This window comes from Bhargavaea ginsengi (assembly GCF_900109165.1).
Classification (GTDB): Bacteria; Bacillota; Bacilli; order Bacillales_A; family Planococcaceae; genus Bhargavaea; species Bhargavaea ginsengi.
In genome coordinates this window covers 108,623-125,111 of sequence record NZ_FNZF01000002.1, presented here as the reverse complement: position 1 = coordinate 125,111, position 16,489 = coordinate 108,623, and the positions used below count along the sequence as shown (strand labels likewise).

Here is a 16,489-nt window from a genome sequence, read left to right as displayed (position 1 = left end):
TTGAAACGAATGACGAAATCGCAGCAGCAATGTTACCAGGCATAAGAAAAAGCGGAGGGCAAGCGCCCTCCGCTTTTAATCTTTTCAGGAATCGCCGATTCCGAGATTATCGTAAGTATAATAGCCGTTTTCCTTATGGATCAGGCGCTCTGCAACATTAAGTGCGCCGGATGCGAAGATGTCCTTGGACTGGGCGTGGTGTGCGATGGTGATTGTCTCATCGTGCCCGGCAAAGAGGACTTCATGGTCTCCCGTAATCGTGCCGCCGCGTACCGCATGGATGCCGATCTCCTCGTCGGTACGCGCGCCTTCCGTCTGGGAACGGTCATGCACGGGATGGACAGATGGCCGGGCAGATGCGATGGCATCATACAGCTTGATGAGCGTCCCGCTTGGTGCATCGACCTTTTTGCGGTGATGGCGCTCGGTCATTTCAATATCGAAGGCAGGAAGGAGGGAGGTGGCATAGCGGACAATCTCCGTCAGGATATGCACCCCGTAGCTCATGTTTGCACTGAAGAAAATCGGCTGGCGATCCGCCTTTTCCTTCATCTGTTCAATCAGAACTTCCTTTTCTCCTGTTGTTGCGATCACCAGAGGCAGTCCGGTGTCCGCAGCAAGCAGGGCTTTCGTGAGGACAGGATGCGAAAAGTCGATGACCGCATCGGCTTCCGGAAGGCGTTCATCCGGCCGGTAAACCGGATAGCCGTCAGCCGACTGGCCGCGCAAAAGCAGCACACCCACAATCTCATGTCCCCGTTCCTTGGCAAGGGCGGCGACGCGTTTGTTCGACGCGCCGTACCCGCAAAGCAGCAATTTCATGTCAAACCTCCATCATCATTGATTCAAACTGCCGGATCAGGCGGCTTTGCTCCTCCTCTTCCAGCGGCAGGAGAGGGAGGCGTACTTCATAGTCGCCGAAGCCGAGGTGCGATGTGAGCACCTTGATCGGAATCGGATTCACATCAACCGACAGCGCGCTGATCAGCGGGGTCAGGCGGTAGTGAAGCTCCTGTGCACGCGTCAGATTGGTGAATGTCTGTTCGTACATTTCCTGGAACTGGGCGGGCACCGCGTTTGCCACAACCGAGATGACCCCCTGGCCGCCGAGGGAAGTAAACGGAAGCGCAGTATCGTCGTTTCCGCTGTACAGTGCGAATGACGGATCCGTCACGAGGCGCACCTGGGACATGTAATTAAGGTCACCGGTGGCATCTTTTAAGCCGACAATATAAGGATGACGGCTGAGTTCGAGCACCGTTTCAGAAGTGATCGTCATACCTGTGCGGGAAGGGACATTATAGAGGAGGGCCGGGAGCTCCGCAGCATTCACGATCGCCTCGAAATGGCGGATCAGGCCGCGCTGGCTCGTCTTGTTGTAATAAGGGGTAATCAGCATGAGGCCGTCCGCACCGATCTCCTTCGCTTCGCGGGAAGCACGGATCGACTCGGCGGTGGAGTTCGAACCCGTTCCGGCGATGACCGGAACACGGCCTGCAGCCGTTTCTACTGCAATTTCAAGGAGACGTCTGCTTTCTTCGGCAGTGAGCGTCGAGCCTTCTCCTGTCGTGCCGTTGATGACGAGCGCCTGGATATTGTTCTCGATGAGAAACTCCAGGTGGCGGCGGAAGCTGTTATAATCGACTTCCTCGTTCGTGAATGGGGTGGTGACTGCAGCGGCTACTCCAGTAAATAGATGTGTCATGTAAAATCCCTCTTTCTATCCATAATGTATTCCGGTCTCCCGGTTTCCGGCACAAACGCCCGGACAATGGATGAAATGTCCCATGCATCGGCATAAATAAAAGCCGGAAACGGTAGGTTTCCGGCTTGTGATAGGCGATGATGCACGACCCTGAGGTCACAAGTGGAAGCACTCCATTATTACGAGAATAATGACAGCCTGCATATTGTTCATATGCAGTCCAACGGGGGACAGTCTGCAAACCAAACCCCGTTTCGGCAAATCTCCCTTTCCGCCCGCTACCGGTCTGCAGCCGTTGCAGCGGGGTACTCATGATCTTTGCTCCTCATCCATTGCTATTTAATTTTGTTATTTCGAATCTTGTGTACTACGTTAACATGAAGAAACAAAGAATGCAACGTGTTTTGTGCAAACTTTCAGCGAAAGCGATCAAAGAACATGACTTATGAGACGGAAAACAGCTGTTAGGACCGTGAAAATCAAGTGTCCGGACAGAAACATGGTGGATCGGTATTTAAGATCATGCAGCAAAGAAAAAGGCTGAATCGACTTCAGAATGCGTCTCAAATAGAAATGAGACGGGACTGCAACAATTAAACGGTATTGAGATGAAGCACCAGATCTGAGTTGTGAGACCAAAAGAACCCGGGTTCATGACACCATGGGGTCTTATAATAGTACATACAACAGCGAAGCCCAGTATCTAAAACCGATTTCAGGCCCGAAAATTCAATTTCGTCTCACTGTCTTAAGTATACTACTTAATGATACGTAACTTCCGAAAATAGAAATTATGTAAACTAAAAATAAGAGAAGCCCTTTAGAGCGTTTAAGCTACTCTCCCATCATGCATACATTTTCTTTAGGTCACTAATCTTGAGGCTGCCCAGTTATAAGTTAGTGCTTCTCCGATTGCATGTTCATGCTTTATGGCTCCTAGACTTGCCCGTCTGCATGGTTGTTTTGTTGCTGATCGGCCGGCCTGATAGCTTTGTCGCACGCAGCTCTATAAATAACTGTCCGGCTGCGGATTCGGTACTCCGAGTTCCGCCGCGCTCGGACTTAGATAACAATCTTCATGACTGTTGATTCCGGTCGCTGGTACTGTATGATCCATATTTCAAATCAAGCTTCTCAGTTTGTTGATTTTGCTGTGTATCATTTAAAAATCAGCCGCTGTTTACATGATTTGATTTTTCGATGGCTGTTCAAAGTTACTTAACTGAACACTGCGGGCAATCCATTACTTGCAGCTTGCTTGCAAAGCAAAATCAATTACTCGCATAATCGCAACCATTATACTTGCAAATTACAATTATCAGAATATTACATAGGATTTTCACGCTTTTAACTCCAATGCTTTCTTTCTGCAATTATTCAATTTGCATATTGCATCTATTGATCAGGCGGAAATCAGCCGCTGTTTTTGCCAAGAATCCGGTGTAATTGTCGCAGGGATTGGACGATGATTTCTTGTTCGAATTCTCCCATTGAGGCAAGGGCCTCTTTCATCTGTTTCAGTATATCTGCATCCACCTGTTGTACCTTCTTGCTGCCTTTATCGGTCAGTGAAAGAATCTGGATCCTTCGATCTCCCGGATATGGTTTCCGTTTAACATAACCACCATTCACAAGCGTCTGGACCTGTCTGGAAAACGTTGTGATGTCCATGCCGAGCCCACGCGCCGTCTCCTGCATGGACGGCTCGTTTCTTGACTGGATTTCGTGCATGATGGTGCTTTGCTGCACGGAAATTTCCGAGCAGGCCTCTTTGTGGATCTTATTGAGCTCCCCGTTTAGCGAATGGAATGTCGCAAGCAGTTGTTCCATGCCTGATCCCCCTCCCCCTTTGAATTGATTGTACATTCAAAAAACGGAACGCGCATCCGATTGGGTGCGCGTTCCGCGAAAGATTCAGGCGTAATGGAATTCATCTTCATCATAGGCATCGACGCCGTTATCAATATGGACAGTCGTCTTCAGCAGCAGCTTTTCGTTGTCCTTATTGATCAGCCAGCGGTCATCCGGGACGATTTCGAACGGAATCATCCGGGTTTCCTTTGACTTCGAGTCTCCGATCAGCTCGATTGAGTGCTTGGTAAGAGTCTTGTCCACGTCTTCAAAGTCGCTCATCGCGTCTTCACGGTGGATCCTCACAAACACTTCAAGCGTGATATAGTCAATGATCTGATCGGCATCGCCGCCGTCAATATAAACCGTTCCGTTCAGTACTTCGCCTTCTTCCAGCGTCTGATTGTCCACGACCGTGTCGACTTCCAGGCCACCGATGCCAATTTTGGATAGGAATGATTTCAGCATGTTACTCTCTCCCCGTTTTTTCGATAATCCTTCTGCTGTCCGTCTGGTATTTCATATTAGGATTGTTTTCATGTTCATCGTAGCGCTTCTTGAACAGTTTGAACAGATGGGACACGATCACCTTTAGGAGTGCATAACCCGGTATTCCCAGAATCACTCCTGGTACTCCGAACAGCGAACCGGCGGTAAGCAAAACGAAAATAATGGTAATCGGATGGATATGGAGTGTTTTACCCATAACTTGAGGAGAGATAAACTTTCCCTCCACGAGCTGAACGATCGTCCAGACTGCAGCGAGCTTCAGAATCATGAATGGTGACGTAACCAGCGCGATGATCAGGGCCGGGGTGATGGCAATCACAGGGCCGAGATAAGGGACAACGCTCGTTACAGCAGCCAGTGCACCCAGTGCAAGCGCATAATCCATACCGATGATTACGAACCCGATATAAATCAGGAGGCCGATGCAGAATGAAACAATCAGCTGTCCTTGAATATAGTTGCTGAGCTGCTGGTCCGCCTCACCAAAAATTTCTCCGGCATCATCGCGCATGCGGGGTGGCATCAGTTTCATGATATAGTCCGGCAGCCGGTCCCCATCTTTCAGCAAGTAGAAAAGGATAAACGGCACCGTAACGATTGAGATGACGATCCCGGTAAGCGTAGAGATAAAGTTCGTGACGCCCGAAGCGATGCCGCCGGCGGTGTCACGGAAGAATCCGGAGATGTCTTCAAACACCGAATCGATCAGCAAATCCAGATTGACGTCCAGCTCGTTATAATAGCTGGCAAAAAGTGATGTGCTCAGATAAGCATCAATATTCAGGATCAGTTGCCTAAAGTATTCCGGGAATTCACGGACCAGGTTGATGACCTGCGTCTTCAGGAACGGATAGATCAGGAAGATGGCAAGCGAGATCAGCCCGATGCCGCCGACATAAATAATGAGAATCCCCCATACCCGGGGGATTCTCGCCTTTTCAAGCAGCCGGAGCACCGGCCGGAGAAGATAAAACAGTACGGATGCCAGCACGACAGGCAAGACAACGTTCTGAACAAGCACCTTGAATGGCGTGAATACGAATTGAATCTGGTTAAAGACCAGAACGATCAGTCCGGCCAGCAGGATGATTCCGAGGACGAACAGCGTCGTGCGCCCGCCCAAAAAGCGGATCACCTGGCTTCGGCCGGGATTCCCCTTTTCTCCTTCCATCTGCTTCCCCCTCATTCTCTTTTTTATGGTGTGAGCCGGGCTGAGGCGCCTTTCATAGCTCCTGGAGTTCCGAGAAACTCACTGATCGCCTCCCGGTTCGCGGACAGGTCCAATTCAATGACCGAACCTGCATGGGAGTAGCTGCCGAATCGGTAGGTCCCTTCCACCGGGACAGTCATCCTGTCGATCTCCAATTTTCCGGTGACTGCCGCTTTCAGCACTTTGCGGAGCCCGTCCACCCCGCCGACATCCGTCTCGACATAGCCGGTCGTGGCTCCTGCGAGTTTCGGCAGCCGCGGAAGCGTGCCAGGCGCCAACACCTCGTCTTTTAGTGCCGAGATCACTTTCTGCTGGCGTTCCACTCTTCCGAAGTCCCCTTCGCTGTCCGCCCGGAACCGTGCATAGCCCAGGAGTTCCTTGCCGTTCAGGTCATGGGTTCCCTGTGTGAGCGACACGCCGATCTTTTCGGACATCGGCTTCTCCACATCGATGGTCACACCTTCAGGAGCAGCGATGTCGATCAGTTTCTCGAAGTTATCGAAGTCCGTCACCGCATAGTGGTGGATCGGAATGCCGAACATGCCGGAGATCGTGTCTTTGGCCAGCTGCACACCCCCAAGGTAATAGGCTGTATTGAGTTTATAGGACTGATAGCCCGGGATGTCCGCATAAATGTCTCTCATAAATGAGACCAGCTTCACCCGGTTGTTTTCCTTATCGAGAGATGCCACGATCATCGTATCGGAGCGGGATTTGCCCGATCCGTCATTATCGATCCCGAGAAGCAGGAAGTTCTCGATATACGGGTATTTTGGGTCGATCGGATCGCCGCTGAACGGCCCGGAATCGGGCTTTTCACCTGACGCGAGATCACGGCCCTGGTTATATTGCCAAACGGAGTACAGCCCTGCGGCGATCACGCCGACCGTCAGCAGCGCGAACAGCGTCCTGAACGGACGAAGCCTGCGCCGCCGCTTTCTGCTCCTCCTCGGATGCGGTGTATCCATCATGATTCCTCCAAACTTCTTGATTCGTGTATAGGACGCCATTTCCCTTCCGGTGGTTGCATCTTGCCGCCCCGTAACCCGGGTGCTACAATACAAACCGAGTCAATTACAGGAAGAGAAGGTGCAGAAATGGCGGGACAAAATACCAACGAAAAAGCCATCTTCGCCGGCGGATGCTTCTGGTGTATGGTGAAGCCGTTCAAGGAATGGGATGGCGTCTCGGACCTGGTTTCCGGCTATACCGGAGGAACACTGGAAAATCCGACCTATGAAGACGTTAAACGCGGTGATACGGGTCACTACGAAGCAGTCGAGATCGAATTTGATCCGGAAGTATTCCCTTACGCGGATCTGTTGGATATCTATTGGCAGCAGATCGACCCCACAGATGACGGCGGCCAATTCCACGACCGAGGCGACTCTTATAGGACAGCAATATTCTATACAACGGAAGAGCAGCGCGAAGCAGCGCTCCGATCTCGTGATGCCCTTGAAAGAAGCGGCCGGTTCGACAAACCGATTGTCACTGAAATTCTTCCTGCCTCGACTTTCTACCCGGCCGAGGACTATCACCAGGACTATTATCTCAAAGAACGGGAGCATTATGAACAGGATCGCGCCAAATCCGGCAGGGACAAATTCATCAGCGCCCATTGGGAGCAGTAAGCATCCGCGAAAGCGGGTGCTTATTTTTTATGCAACTACCCCTTCCCCACAATTATATCCTTATTCCTGCTCCTTCTACCGTTCTGGAACAACCGAACTTGCGTTCCTTTATAGGAGCGGTTAATATTGGGAATAGGTGATGGATATGAAAATTGTACAGTGGGCATATGCCAGAAAATATCAGATCAAGGCTGTTTTCGACGACTTTCCGGAGACTGTATTTTTGTTCAGGCGCATCGGCGAGTACTATTTCCTATTTTCCTGCACGGGCGGTGAATTCACCCGACTGCCGGAGCGGGAGGATTATGGCCAGATGGAAGAACTCGTCAACGAGGAACTCGGAACCCTGGAACATTATCTGAACAGGCGGAGCAACAGACAGGGCGTGTCCTAGCCCACAGGTTCTTCTTCGTGCGCCCGGCTACAGTTCGGCCCTGCTTTATGTTATAATCGGAGCATTGTGTACAAGGAGGAGAATGCATGATCCAAGTCAGCAACGTCAGTCTTCGCTTCGGCGACCGCAAGCTGTTCGAAGACGTCAATATAAAATTCAACCCGGGGAATTGCTACGGGCTGATCGGTGCAAACGGTGCCGGCAAATCCACGTTCCTCAAAATCCTCTCCGGCGAATTGGAGCCGCAGACGGGCAATGTATCGATGGGTTCTGACGAGCGTCTCGCCGTCCTGAAGCAGGATCACTTCGAATACGAAGAAAATGAAGTGCTTGAGACGGTCATCATGGGCCACAAGCGCCTGTTTGACGTCATGACGGAGAAAAACGCCATCTATATGAAGGAAGACTTCTCCGATGAAGATGGCATGCGGGCGGCAGAGCTCGAAGGCGAATTCGCCGAACTCAACGGCTGGGAAGCGGAAACTGATGCATCGATCCTTCTTCAGGGACTCGGTGTCCCGGAATCGATGCACAACGTCAAGATGAAGGAACTTAGCGGTTCCGACAAGGTAAAGGTCCTCCTCGCACAGGCTCTCTTCGGTAAGCCCGACGTCCTGCTGCTTGACGAGCCGACCAACCACCTTGACCTGAAAGCGATCCAGTGGCTGGAAGAGTTCCTCATCAACTTCGAGAACACAGTCATCGTCGTTTCCCACGACCGGCATTTCCTGAACAAAGTATGTACCCATATTGCGGATCTGGACTTCAGCAAGATCCAGGTTTATGTGGGCAACTACGACTTCTGGTACGAGTCCAGCCAGCTGGCGGCCAGAATGGCGAATGAGCAAAACAAGAAAAAGGAAGAAAAGGTCAAGGAACTCCAGGCATTCATCGCACGCTTTAGCGCGAACGCCTCGAAATCCAAGCAGGCCACTTCCCGGAAGAAGATGCTCGATAAGATCGAGCTCGACGATATCAAACCTTCCTCGCGCCGGTATCCGTATGTAAATTTCCAGATTGCCCGCGAAATCGGTAATGACGTCCTGCAGGTAAAGGACCTCACGATCACGGAAGAAAATCTGACTTACGTGAAGGACATCAACTTCACGATGAACAAGGAAGACAAGATCATCCTTCTCGGGAATCCCCTTGCCAAGTCGGCACTGCTTGACGTGCTCGCCGGCGAACGGGAGCCCGATGCAGGCTCATACAAATGGGGCGTTACGACTTCCCAGGCCTACTTCCCGCTGGACAACAGCGAATTCTTCGAAGGCACGAACCAGCCGACACTTGTCGACTGGCTCCGCCAGTACTCTCCTGAGGACCAGACGGAGACGTTCCTTCGCGGTTTCCTTGGGCGGATGCTGTTCTCAGGCGAAGAAGTGAAGAAAAAGCCTTCCGTCCTCTCCGGAGGCGAAAAAGTCCGCTGCATGCTCTCGAAGATGATGCTGACGAATGCAAACGTGCTTCTCCTCGATGAGCCGACCAACCACCTCGACCTCGAGTCGATCCAGGCGCTCAATAACGGACTGATTGCTTTCAAGGGCGCGATGATCTTCACGTCCCATGACCATCAGTTTATCCAGACAATCGCAAACCGCGTCATCGAAATCAAGGATGACGGGACGATTCTCGATAAGCAGCTCAGCTATGATGAATACTTGGAATGGCGTGACGCAAAAGGCGTCGCAAACTGATTCCAAAAAGGAGACGGCCGATGCCGTCTCCTTTTTGATATGCCGGGATTTAGCGCTTCCGGATGAACCTGCGCGCCAGGGTTCCTGCCGGCAGTTTTCTGACGACCTTCCCGCCTTTCGCGCTGATCCGTTCAAGCGTGCGGAGAAGCTTCACATTGCCCGTCCAGTGCTCTTCCAGGACATCTTCTCCCGCCGAGCTGACAAGCGTATTGACAATGAATGCGGCAACCGCCACGTCATCAAGGAAACCTCCCGGCCCAAGGATGCCTTCGGGCAGAAAATCGACCGGCGAGATAAAGTATAGAATCCCGCTTGCGACGAGCAACTTGCTTTTCCCGTCGATCCGGCTGTCGGTCAGTGATTTCATGAGCAGGTGGAACAGATCCGGCGCAAATAAGATGAGGTCTGCGAACCGCCCGCGCTTTCCTGGCTTGTCCCCGAGCCATGAGGCCACCCTGCCTCTCAGCCGTTCATAAAAGTCCTGTTGCTCTTGCCCGGAAGGCAGCGGGCGTTTTAGTTCTGAATCCATTCGATCACTTCCCTTCCCCGTCCTATACCAAGTTTCGGCAGGATTGAAACGTATGACCGCGGAAAACGACTATATGTACTAATAAACCGAAAGGAGCAGCTTAAATGCTGAAACGGATTTCGGCCTTTGCCATGACACTATGTCTGGCCTTCCTTCTCGCATCCTGCAGCACCCCTGAAAATCCGGAAAAAGACAACCGGACAGCCGAAAAGCCCGTGGAACAAGCAGGAAATGCCGTTGAAAGCGATTCTCCAAAAGAACAGCAGTCTGAAAAAGCACCGGATCATGAACACAAAATAGCCGCACCGGCAGCCTTTTTTCCCGCCGAAGGAACAATTCTCCGCTACAAAGGCGAAGGCAATGAATACGCACAGCTGAAAATCACGGTCCTCCGATCAGATAGTGAATATGCCATCCTTCAAGAGGACAATGGCGGCGTCACGCTGCATCGCATCTACAGGATTGGAAAAGACCGGATTGATCTGCTTTCGAGCGAGCCTGCCGGCGAATGGGATGCGTTGCCTGATGGTGACCTGCTGGACGGGATGGAGCCGCAGCAGACGTACTTCCTCTTCCCTGCGGAAACAGGGACCAAAATCGGCCATTACACCGTGGAAGCAACCGACGCTACTGCCGACACCCCGTTCCGTACATTTTCCGGAGCCGTCATGGCCGCCGAGAAAACATCGGACTACACGAACCGGATCTGGTTTGTACCCGGTTACGGAGAGGTAAAGCGAGAATCCATGATGACAACAGATAAAGGTGAGACATTCACAGTCAGTTCATCTCTCGAAACGGTGGAACATCCTTGATTGGCTGCATGAAAAAGAGGCTTCCGGATTTCCGGAAGCCTCTCATATGAATCCGCCGATCAGAGCTTGACGACGTTTTCAGCTTGTGGTCCGCGGTTGCCGTCGACAACTTCGAACTCGACACGCTGGCCTTCATCAAGTGTTTTGAAGCCTTCGCCCTGGATGGCGGAGAAGTGTACGAATACGTCGTCCTCGCCTTCAACTTCGATGAAGCCGAACCCCTTTTCTGCGTTGAACCATTTCACTGTACCTTGTTTCATGGATAATACCCCCAACTAAAAATGATAATATTAATATGGAACTTTCTTGAGGAACAAAAAAATTCACATATTATAAAAAGTACCGACCTGAACCGATCACTTTTTATAATAGGTGAATCCGTGTTTCCAGTCCTCGTGTTCAATTATTGCCATTATACCATCTTCAGGAAGCATGTCAATGATCAGCGTTGATAATTTTCTGTTTTTTCGAAAAGGGATGCGGCTTCCCGTCTTTCATGCAGATGATCCCATGATACAATTGCAGGTCCTCGGCGCAGTCCTCGCAATAGCACACTTCTTTGACGTTCCAGAACGCCCAGTACATCCTGTCCTTTTCCGCTTCGTGCTCACACTCCTGCCGCAACCGGGAGATCATCTCATCCAGGCCCGCTTCTGCCGCTTCTGCGCAGTCAAAAGCCAACCTTTCCCGGACATGTTCTTCCCAGCCATCAAATTGCCACCATGGCTCATAGTCTGCTCTCATGTAGATGATTTCATACATACCGATCAACCTTCTTTATCGTTGTGATACTGACTTGAGACCCATTGTAGCAAATGATTCCCCATTCTCCACCTGTTACGCTCACAGACACTATGCGATTCGGATGTATGCTCGGCGGGTATGCGATATAATGGGGTTAGACCGAGCCGGAAACAAATGAAACTTTTCGGCCGATCCGGACGTAAAAATAGTAAGATTTCTATAGGAGGTCCGGCCACATGAATACATTCCAGCAATTTTTGACCCGGCACGCCATCATGCTGCCGGTCAGCTTCGGATCCTGGCTCTATTTTCTGCTGGGCGCCGGCATGGGCTTCGTCCCTGCAACCGGCCTGCTGATCGCCATTTACCTCGCCGGTGATTTCGGAATCAGGCAGGTGCAGGTCGGTTCCACGGTAAAGCGCCTCGGCATGACAAGGTCCGAATACAAACATATCGTCCACCAGCTGGGCCAGGCTAAGACGAAGCTCCGTCAGCTGAATACCCATTACGGCAGCATCCGTTCTGTGCAGGCCTTCCGCCAGCTGAACGACCTCAACAAACTCTCAAAACGCATCATCGGGATTGTCCAGCAGAACCCGAAAAAGTTCTATAACGTCGAGAAATTTTTTTATGCCCACCTCGACTCCGCGGTTGAGCTTTCTTCCAAATATGCTCTTCTGGCGAACCAGCCGACGAAAGATGAGGAAATGAAGACAGCGCTCGAGGACACCCGCGAAACGCTGATGGACCTGAATGTCGAAATCCGCAAAGATGTTAAGCGCGCGCTTGCGACCGACCTTGAATCCCTCAGGTTCGAGCTGGACTACGCAGAGGTCCTGACGGGTAAGGAAAAGAAGCAGCTCGAGATGCAGGAAAGAAAACAACTCGAACAGCCCGGGCAAGCGCCGGTGAAAGGAGAAGACACTGATGACAGAAAACAGACCCCGTGAAACGGCAGACCTTACAATGGACGACCTGCTCGACAATCCGTTCGACCTGAAACCCCAAACCTCACTCCTCCCCGATGAAATGGCGAATCAGGCACCTGCAAAGCCGGGTGTCAAGCTGATGGAACGCCTCAGCGAGGAAGAGCAGCAGAAGGCACGAGATCTGGCCAAGCAGATTCCCGAAGGAAACTATGAGGCCATCATCACATACGGAGCCAATGCACAAAATCAGCTGTCGACGTTCTCCCATAAGATGCTCGATCATGTCCAGTCCAAAGACATCGGCCCTGTCGGAGATGTCCTGAAAGACCTGATGGGGAAACTGAATGAAATCGACCCCGAAGACTTGTCGGTCGAGAAAAAGACCGGTATCCGCAAATGGTTCGGACGGGTACAAAAATCTGTCCAGGAACTCATGACCAAGTACCAGAAGCTCAGCACCCAGATTGACAGGATCGGCATCCAGCTGGAGCACGCCAAGCGGGGCCTTATCGAAGATGTCCAGATGCTCGACCAGCTGTACGACCAGAACAAAGCCTACTTCCAGGCGCTGAACGTCTATATCGCAGCTGCCGAACTGAAACGGGACGAAATCGTCACTGAAATCATTCCGGCCATGCGGAAAAAAGCCGAGGCGTCAAACGATCAGATGGCCTTCCAGGAAGTAAACGACATGGCACAGTTTGTGGACCGGCTTGAGAAACGCATCTACGACCTTCAGCTGTCCCGTCAGATCACCATCCAGAGTGCACCCCAGATCCGCATGATCCAGCAAACAAACCAGACACTGGCCGAGAAGATCCAGTCATCGATTATGACTTCGATTCCACTTTGGAAAAACCAGATTGCCATCGCGCTGACCCTGAACCGCCAGCGAAAAGCGGTAGAATCACAGCGGGCGGTCACAGAAACGACAAACGAGCTCCTCCTCCGCAACTCCGAAATGCTGAAGATGAACAGCATCGAGACAGCCAAGGAAAACGAGCGCGGCATCGTCGAAGTCGATACGCTGAAAAAGACGCAGGAAAATCTCATTACTACAATCGAAGAAACTCTCGCCATCCAGGCAGACGGCCGCGCCAAGAGAAAGGCAGCGGAAGTCGAGATTGCCCGCATGGAAGAGGAACTCAAGCAGCGGCTGATTGCCGTCGCCGAAAAAGCGGAAAACCGTCCCCAATGAGGACGGTTTTTTTCTTACATATTTCCTGAGGCCAGGACGAGTAGCTTCCTGAGAATCCGCTGGGTCTCATCTGAAAAGCGATCGATCGAATCCGCCGATACTGAACGGCTGCCGAACATCATCCTGAAAAGTTCCTGCTGCCTTGCGGTGGCGGGTCCGGATGAAAGGAACAGATGAATGACCGTAATCCCCTTTTTCTCGGCCTCCCTGACAGCTTCTGCCGTGTCAACGATTCCATTCTGGCCATAGCCGAATGCAGAAGGCTCTCCGTCCGAGAATACAAGCAGGAATCGGTGGGCCTCGGGTCGGCGGAGGAGCTGAGATGACATCCAGCGGACAGCAAAGCCGTCCCGGTTGTCATCCCCCGCTTCCATTGAAAGGATTCTTTCACCGTCATCCCTGCCGGCATCCCGGAAACGGTGGAGCCATTGAAATGTATTGGGCTGGCGCTTTTTCGTCGCAGCTGCGGAATCCTCCTGGTACACGGCAATGCCATGCGCCGTATCCAGCGAACGCAGGATGTCATGAAACAGGAGGACCGCCTTTTTCGTTTCATCCAGCTTGTCCGCCATCGATCCGGATCCGTCCACCAAAAGGCCGAATACGGCATCCAGTCGCTTCGACGGACTTTGTTTCCGAAAAAACGGCCGAGGACGCTCATCCGTCAGGACAGATATCGGATTTTTGGAAAGCCGTCCTTTCGGGAGACCTTCCCTTCGCTCTTCCCTTTTCCTTTCGATCCGCTTCTGCATTTCTTTGACGATGGCCCGCACATGGGGAACGGTTTCATCGCGCCAACTAAGAATGCGTTCATGGGCTTCCCTGCTGCTGTCAGGTTCGGCAAGCAGTTCGCGGTAAACGACCGATTCATTGGCCGGGCCAAAGCCATCCGCCTTCATCCAGGCTCCCGCGTCGGGAGCAGACGCTTCGCTGCCCGCCTCATGTGCGATACCAGTGCGCTCATCCGCAGACGACTGGCCGCGGCCCGTAGACGTGGCTTCCGCCCCCTCACGGCCTTCCCTGGCACCGTCGCCGTCGCCCTCCCCTATCCGGCCATGTTCCAGCTCGTAATTCAGGTGCATGCCTTTCTCGGAGCGGTTGGCTGCATGCCATGTCGAGAACAATTCCCCGACCGACTCTTTCTGCCCTTCTTCCCCTTCTTCCCTGTCCTCGGTTCCCCTGTGGTAATGGAAGTCAGGACCCGGACCCGTCAGCCCGTCACCTACCGCATAATAGGAATGCCGAAGGTCTTCATCCAGCCGACCGTGAAGCAACGGGGCAAGGCGCTCCGCAAGACGGACAGCATCCGCAGTCGAACGTGCATCGTACACACTGAAGAGGACCGGGTCAACGAGCTCGGCCAGTTCTTCGCCGGACGAACCGTATGTATCCGAAAAGCTGTGCAGTACTGCATACAGATGATTAAAAAGTGCGTCGGCACGGAAACCCCTGCGAAGATTGACCGGCTGCTGTCCGGTATGAAACTCACCATACATCCGTCTCCTCAGTGAGAATGCGGCTTCTGTACCTGGCCGTTCCGAGATGACTGCGTCGGTAATGCGCAATTCCTCAAACAGCAGGACAGCCGACCGCAGGAATTCCCGGAGAGGATGATGTTCCGTAACGGACCGGTATTTTTGCCATACTGGAAGATCGAACTTGGACCAAAATCCCGCGGCCAGCAGATATAGGTCGGACAGTCTGCCCTGTTCGGTCACTTCCGGTTCCCTGTGACGCCAGAAGACACTCATGGCCAGCTCATTGGAGGCAGGGTGGAACTCGATATGCTGCCTCTCAGCCAGGCCAATATCAGTCATGCCGGTTAGCGCTCTTGCAAGGCGTTCGAGTCTGAGCCGTTCCCCTGCATCGATCAATTCGTCGTTAAAGTCGATAAATCGGTTAATCGATGTCATTGCCAATCACCGGATCCACGTGGCGGCGAGGTCCATGACAAGCTGCCGTTCGCCTGCGTCCTCGAGTTTCTCCGCGATGGCATAGCGCACGGCGCGCTCCGGCCCGATGTGGAGTGCCAGTTCAGTGGCGTCGATCAAACTTCGTATCGATGCCGCTTCATCAGCCAAGAGGCCACTTTTCGCCTGATCCTTCAGATCCTCAGAGATGCTCAGCATCGTCGTGATCAGTGTGCGGGGTGCATCGGGGAATTCCCTCTCGAGGAGTGCCTTTGACTGTTCCTGACCGAGATATGGCACTTGGAATGCGATAAAACGGTTTTTCAGCGCTTCGTTCATCGGAACCGTCCCGACATAGCCCTCGTTGATCGCGGCAATGACGGTGAAATCAGGATGGGCATGGATAACTTCCCCGGTGAACGGGTTTGTCAGCATTCTGCGGTAATCCAGCACACTATGCAGGATCGGCAAGGTTTCCGGTTTTGCCATGTTGATCTCATCGATGTAAAGCACATGGCCCTCCTTCATCGCCGTCACCACCGGCCCGTCCACAAAGTCGATGACCGTGTCCCCGTCCTGGCGGATGATCGTCTTGAACCCGATCAGCGATTCGGCATCCAGGTCAACGGAACAGTTTACCTGGTGCATCGGCTGGCCGAAAAATGCCGACACCGACTCTGCAAGTTTCGTCTTCCCAGATCCTGCAGGCCCTTTCAGGAGCACGGGACGCCGGATGACCACCGCCGTCAGCACATCCTCCCACAGATGTTCATCAGGCGCCACATAGCCTCCCTGGCCGATCAGCGCCGCCTCTTCAGCCGGATAATCTCGTCCATTCCGTTCTTTCCGCTCTTCTTCGATGATCGCCAGCATAAACAGTCCTCCCTCAATAAAAGGCCCGGCGGTTTTCCCGCCGGACCTCCGGTTCATTCAAAATACGTTTTATAGAATCCGCCGACTTTGCCCGTGTTGTCCACGACAAAGATAAATTCTTCGGTTTCGTTTTTCACTTCATACTCCTTGCCGGGTGTCAGGACATTCGACACCAGATACTTATCCGCGTCCGTATGCTTGCACGTGACTGTGCGGATCGCCGGAGCGTCTTTCCACTGCTTAAAATCCATCGGCTGCCGCCTCCTTTATCATGGTTCCATTATAGACAAAATAGGGTCCTGTTTTCAACGATGCAGGAGGAGTGCATCGGGAAAAGATGTTTGTGGGTATCGCCGTTTCCTCATTCGAGTGAGAAGTTTCGTCATTCATGGCTCCGGTCTCTGCATTCGAGCCCAAAATCTCATCATTCGCCACAACCAAACGCTCCAATGACGAGATTACTCGTCTGAATGACGAAATCAGAAGGCCG

Annotated in this window: 18 protein-coding genes and 1 riboswitch; of the genes, 6 read left to right on the top strand and 12 right to left on the bottom strand. The window is 52.4% G+C overall.

From position 1 onward, the window contains the following. Window positions 1–84: 84 nt before the first annotated feature. The 6 genes from dapB to BMX91_RS05785 form a co-directional block, all read right to left on the bottom strand. The gene (gene dapB, locus BMX91_RS05810) at window positions 85–822 is read right to left on the bottom strand and encodes a 4-hydroxy-tetrahydrodipicolinate reductase (RefSeq protein WP_092051034.1); all 738 of its coding nucleotides are present in this window, start codon (window positions 820–822) and stop codon (window positions 85–87) included. 1 nt (window position 823) lies between these two features. Continuing rightward, entirely contained in the window at window positions 824–1,705 is an 882-nt protein-coding gene (gene dapA / locus BMX91_RS05805; protein WP_092051032.1) for a 4-hydroxy-tetrahydrodipicolinate synthase, read from the bottom strand. A 158-nt stretch (window positions 1,706–1,863) separates the two neighbouring features. Further along, a riboswitch (Lysine riboswitch) is annotated at window positions 1,864–2,042 on the bottom strand. A gap of 1,076 nt (window positions 2,043–3,118) precedes the next feature. Continuing rightward, complete coding sequence (locus BMX91_RS05800) at window positions 3,119–3,535, bottom strand: MarR family winged helix-turn-helix transcriptional regulator (RefSeq protein WP_177168293.1); 417 nt, start codon at window positions 3,533–3,535, stop codon at window positions 3,119–3,121. 84 nt (window positions 3,536–3,619) lie between these two features. Beyond that, entirely contained in the window at window positions 3,620–4,024 is a 405-nt protein-coding gene (locus tag BMX91_RS05795) for a sporulation protein (RefSeq protein ID WP_092051028.1), read from the bottom strand. 1 nt (window position 4,025) lies between these two features. After that, window positions 4,026–5,237 (bottom strand): AI-2E family transporter, encoded by a 1,212-nt coding sequence (locus tag BMX91_RS05790; protein ID WP_092051026.1) that lies wholly within the window; start codon window positions 5,235–5,237, stop codon window positions 4,026–4,028. Between the two features lie 23 nt (window positions 5,238–5,260). After that, window positions 5,261–6,247, bottom strand: coding sequence for an LCP family protein (locus tag BMX91_RS05785; RefSeq protein ID WP_092052099.1), 987 nt, complete (start codon window positions 6,245–6,247; stop codon window positions 5,261–5,263). A 126-nt stretch (window positions 6,248–6,373) separates the two neighbouring features. On the opposite strand from BMX91_RS05785, the gene msrA reads away from it, so the two are divergent. The 3 genes from msrA to BMX91_RS05770 all read left to right on the top strand — a co-directional run bounded on the left by msrA (window position 6,374) and on the right by BMX91_RS05770 (window position 9,001). Further along, the gene (gene msrA / locus BMX91_RS05780; RefSeq protein WP_092051024.1) at window positions 6,374–6,910 is read left to right on the top strand and encodes a peptide-methionine (S)-S-oxide reductase MsrA; all 537 of its coding nucleotides are present in this window, start codon (window positions 6,374–6,376) and stop codon (window positions 6,908–6,910) included. A gap of 145 nt (window positions 6,911–7,055) precedes the next feature. Beyond that, window positions 7,056–7,304, top strand: a complete 249-nt coding sequence (locus BMX91_RS05775) for a hypothetical protein (protein ID WP_245744302.1) — start codon at window positions 7,056–7,058, stop codon at window positions 7,302–7,304. A gap of 86 nt (window positions 7,305–7,390) precedes the next feature. Then, the gene (locus BMX91_RS05770) at window positions 7,391–9,001 is read left to right on the top strand and encodes an ABC-F family ATP-binding cassette domain-containing protein (protein ID WP_092051020.1); all 1,611 of its coding nucleotides are present in this window, start codon (window positions 7,391–7,393) and stop codon (window positions 8,999–9,001) included. 49 nt (window positions 9,002–9,050) lie between these two features. Here the strand turns inward: BMX91_RS05770 and BMX91_RS05765 are convergent, their stop codons facing one another. Then, window positions 9,051–9,530, bottom strand: a complete 480-nt coding sequence (locus tag BMX91_RS05765; protein WP_092051018.1) for a YkvA family protein — start codon at window positions 9,528–9,530, stop codon at window positions 9,051–9,053. 104 nt (window positions 9,531–9,634) lie between these two features. Between BMX91_RS05765 and BMX91_RS05760 the strand changes: the two genes are divergently transcribed. Next, window positions 9,635–10,345 (top strand): hypothetical protein, encoded by a 711-nt coding sequence (locus BMX91_RS05760; RefSeq protein WP_092051016.1) that lies wholly within the window; start codon window positions 9,635–9,637, stop codon window positions 10,343–10,345. A gap of 59 nt (window positions 10,346–10,404) precedes the next feature. On the opposite strand, the gene BMX91_RS05755 is transcribed toward BMX91_RS05760, so the two are convergent. Both BMX91_RS05755 and BMX91_RS05750 read right to left on the bottom strand, forming a co-directional pair. Continuing rightward, complete coding sequence (locus tag BMX91_RS05755) at window positions 10,405–10,605, bottom strand: cold-shock protein (RefSeq protein WP_092051015.1); 201 nt, start codon at window positions 10,603–10,605, stop codon at window positions 10,405–10,407. A gap of 175 nt (window positions 10,606–10,780) precedes the next feature. Continuing rightward, window positions 10,781–11,107: a DUF1033 family protein gene (locus BMX91_RS05750; RefSeq protein ID WP_092051013.1), complete on the bottom strand. Its 327-nt coding sequence runs from the start codon at window positions 11,105–11,107 to the stop codon at window positions 10,781–10,783. A 218-nt stretch (window positions 11,108–11,325) separates the two neighbouring features. Between BMX91_RS05750 and BMX91_RS05745 the strand changes: the two genes are divergently transcribed. Further along, a complete protein-coding gene (locus BMX91_RS05745; RefSeq protein ID WP_092051012.1) occupies window positions 11,326–12,039 on the top strand; it encodes a 5-bromo-4-chloroindolyl phosphate hydrolysis family protein in 714 nt (237 codons plus the stop codon). Continuing rightward, complete coding sequence (locus BMX91_RS05740) at window positions 12,017–13,216, top strand: toxic anion resistance protein (RefSeq protein WP_092051010.1); 1,200 nt, start codon at window positions 12,017–12,019, stop codon at window positions 13,214–13,216. Before BMX91_RS05745 ends, BMX91_RS05740 begins: the two co-directional genes overlap by 23 nt. A 14-nt stretch (window positions 13,217–13,230) precedes the next feature. Here the strand turns inward: BMX91_RS05740 and BMX91_RS05735 are convergent, their stop codons facing one another. Genes BMX91_RS05735 through BMX91_RS05725 form a run of 3 tightly spaced genes read right to left on the bottom strand, consistent with a single transcriptional unit; the run spans window position 13,231 to window position 16,250 of the window. Beyond that, window positions 13,231–15,129, bottom strand: a complete 1,899-nt coding sequence (locus BMX91_RS05735) for a vWA domain-containing protein (protein ID WP_143059357.1) — start codon at window positions 15,127–15,129, stop codon at window positions 13,231–13,233. Between the two features lie 6 nt (window positions 15,130–15,135). After that, on the bottom strand, window positions 15,136–15,999 hold the full coding sequence (locus BMX91_RS05730; RefSeq protein WP_092051006.1) for an ATP-binding protein: 864 nt from the start codon (window positions 15,997–15,999) through the stop codon (window positions 15,136–15,138). A gap of 53 nt (window positions 16,000–16,052) precedes the next feature. Next, window positions 16,053–16,250 carry a DUF6501 family protein gene (locus BMX91_RS05725; protein WP_092051004.1) on the bottom strand — a complete coding sequence of 66 codons (198 nt, stop codon included), beginning with the start codon at window positions 16,248–16,250 and terminating at the stop codon, window positions 16,053–16,055. Between the last annotated feature and the right edge of the window lie 239 nt (window positions 16,251–16,489).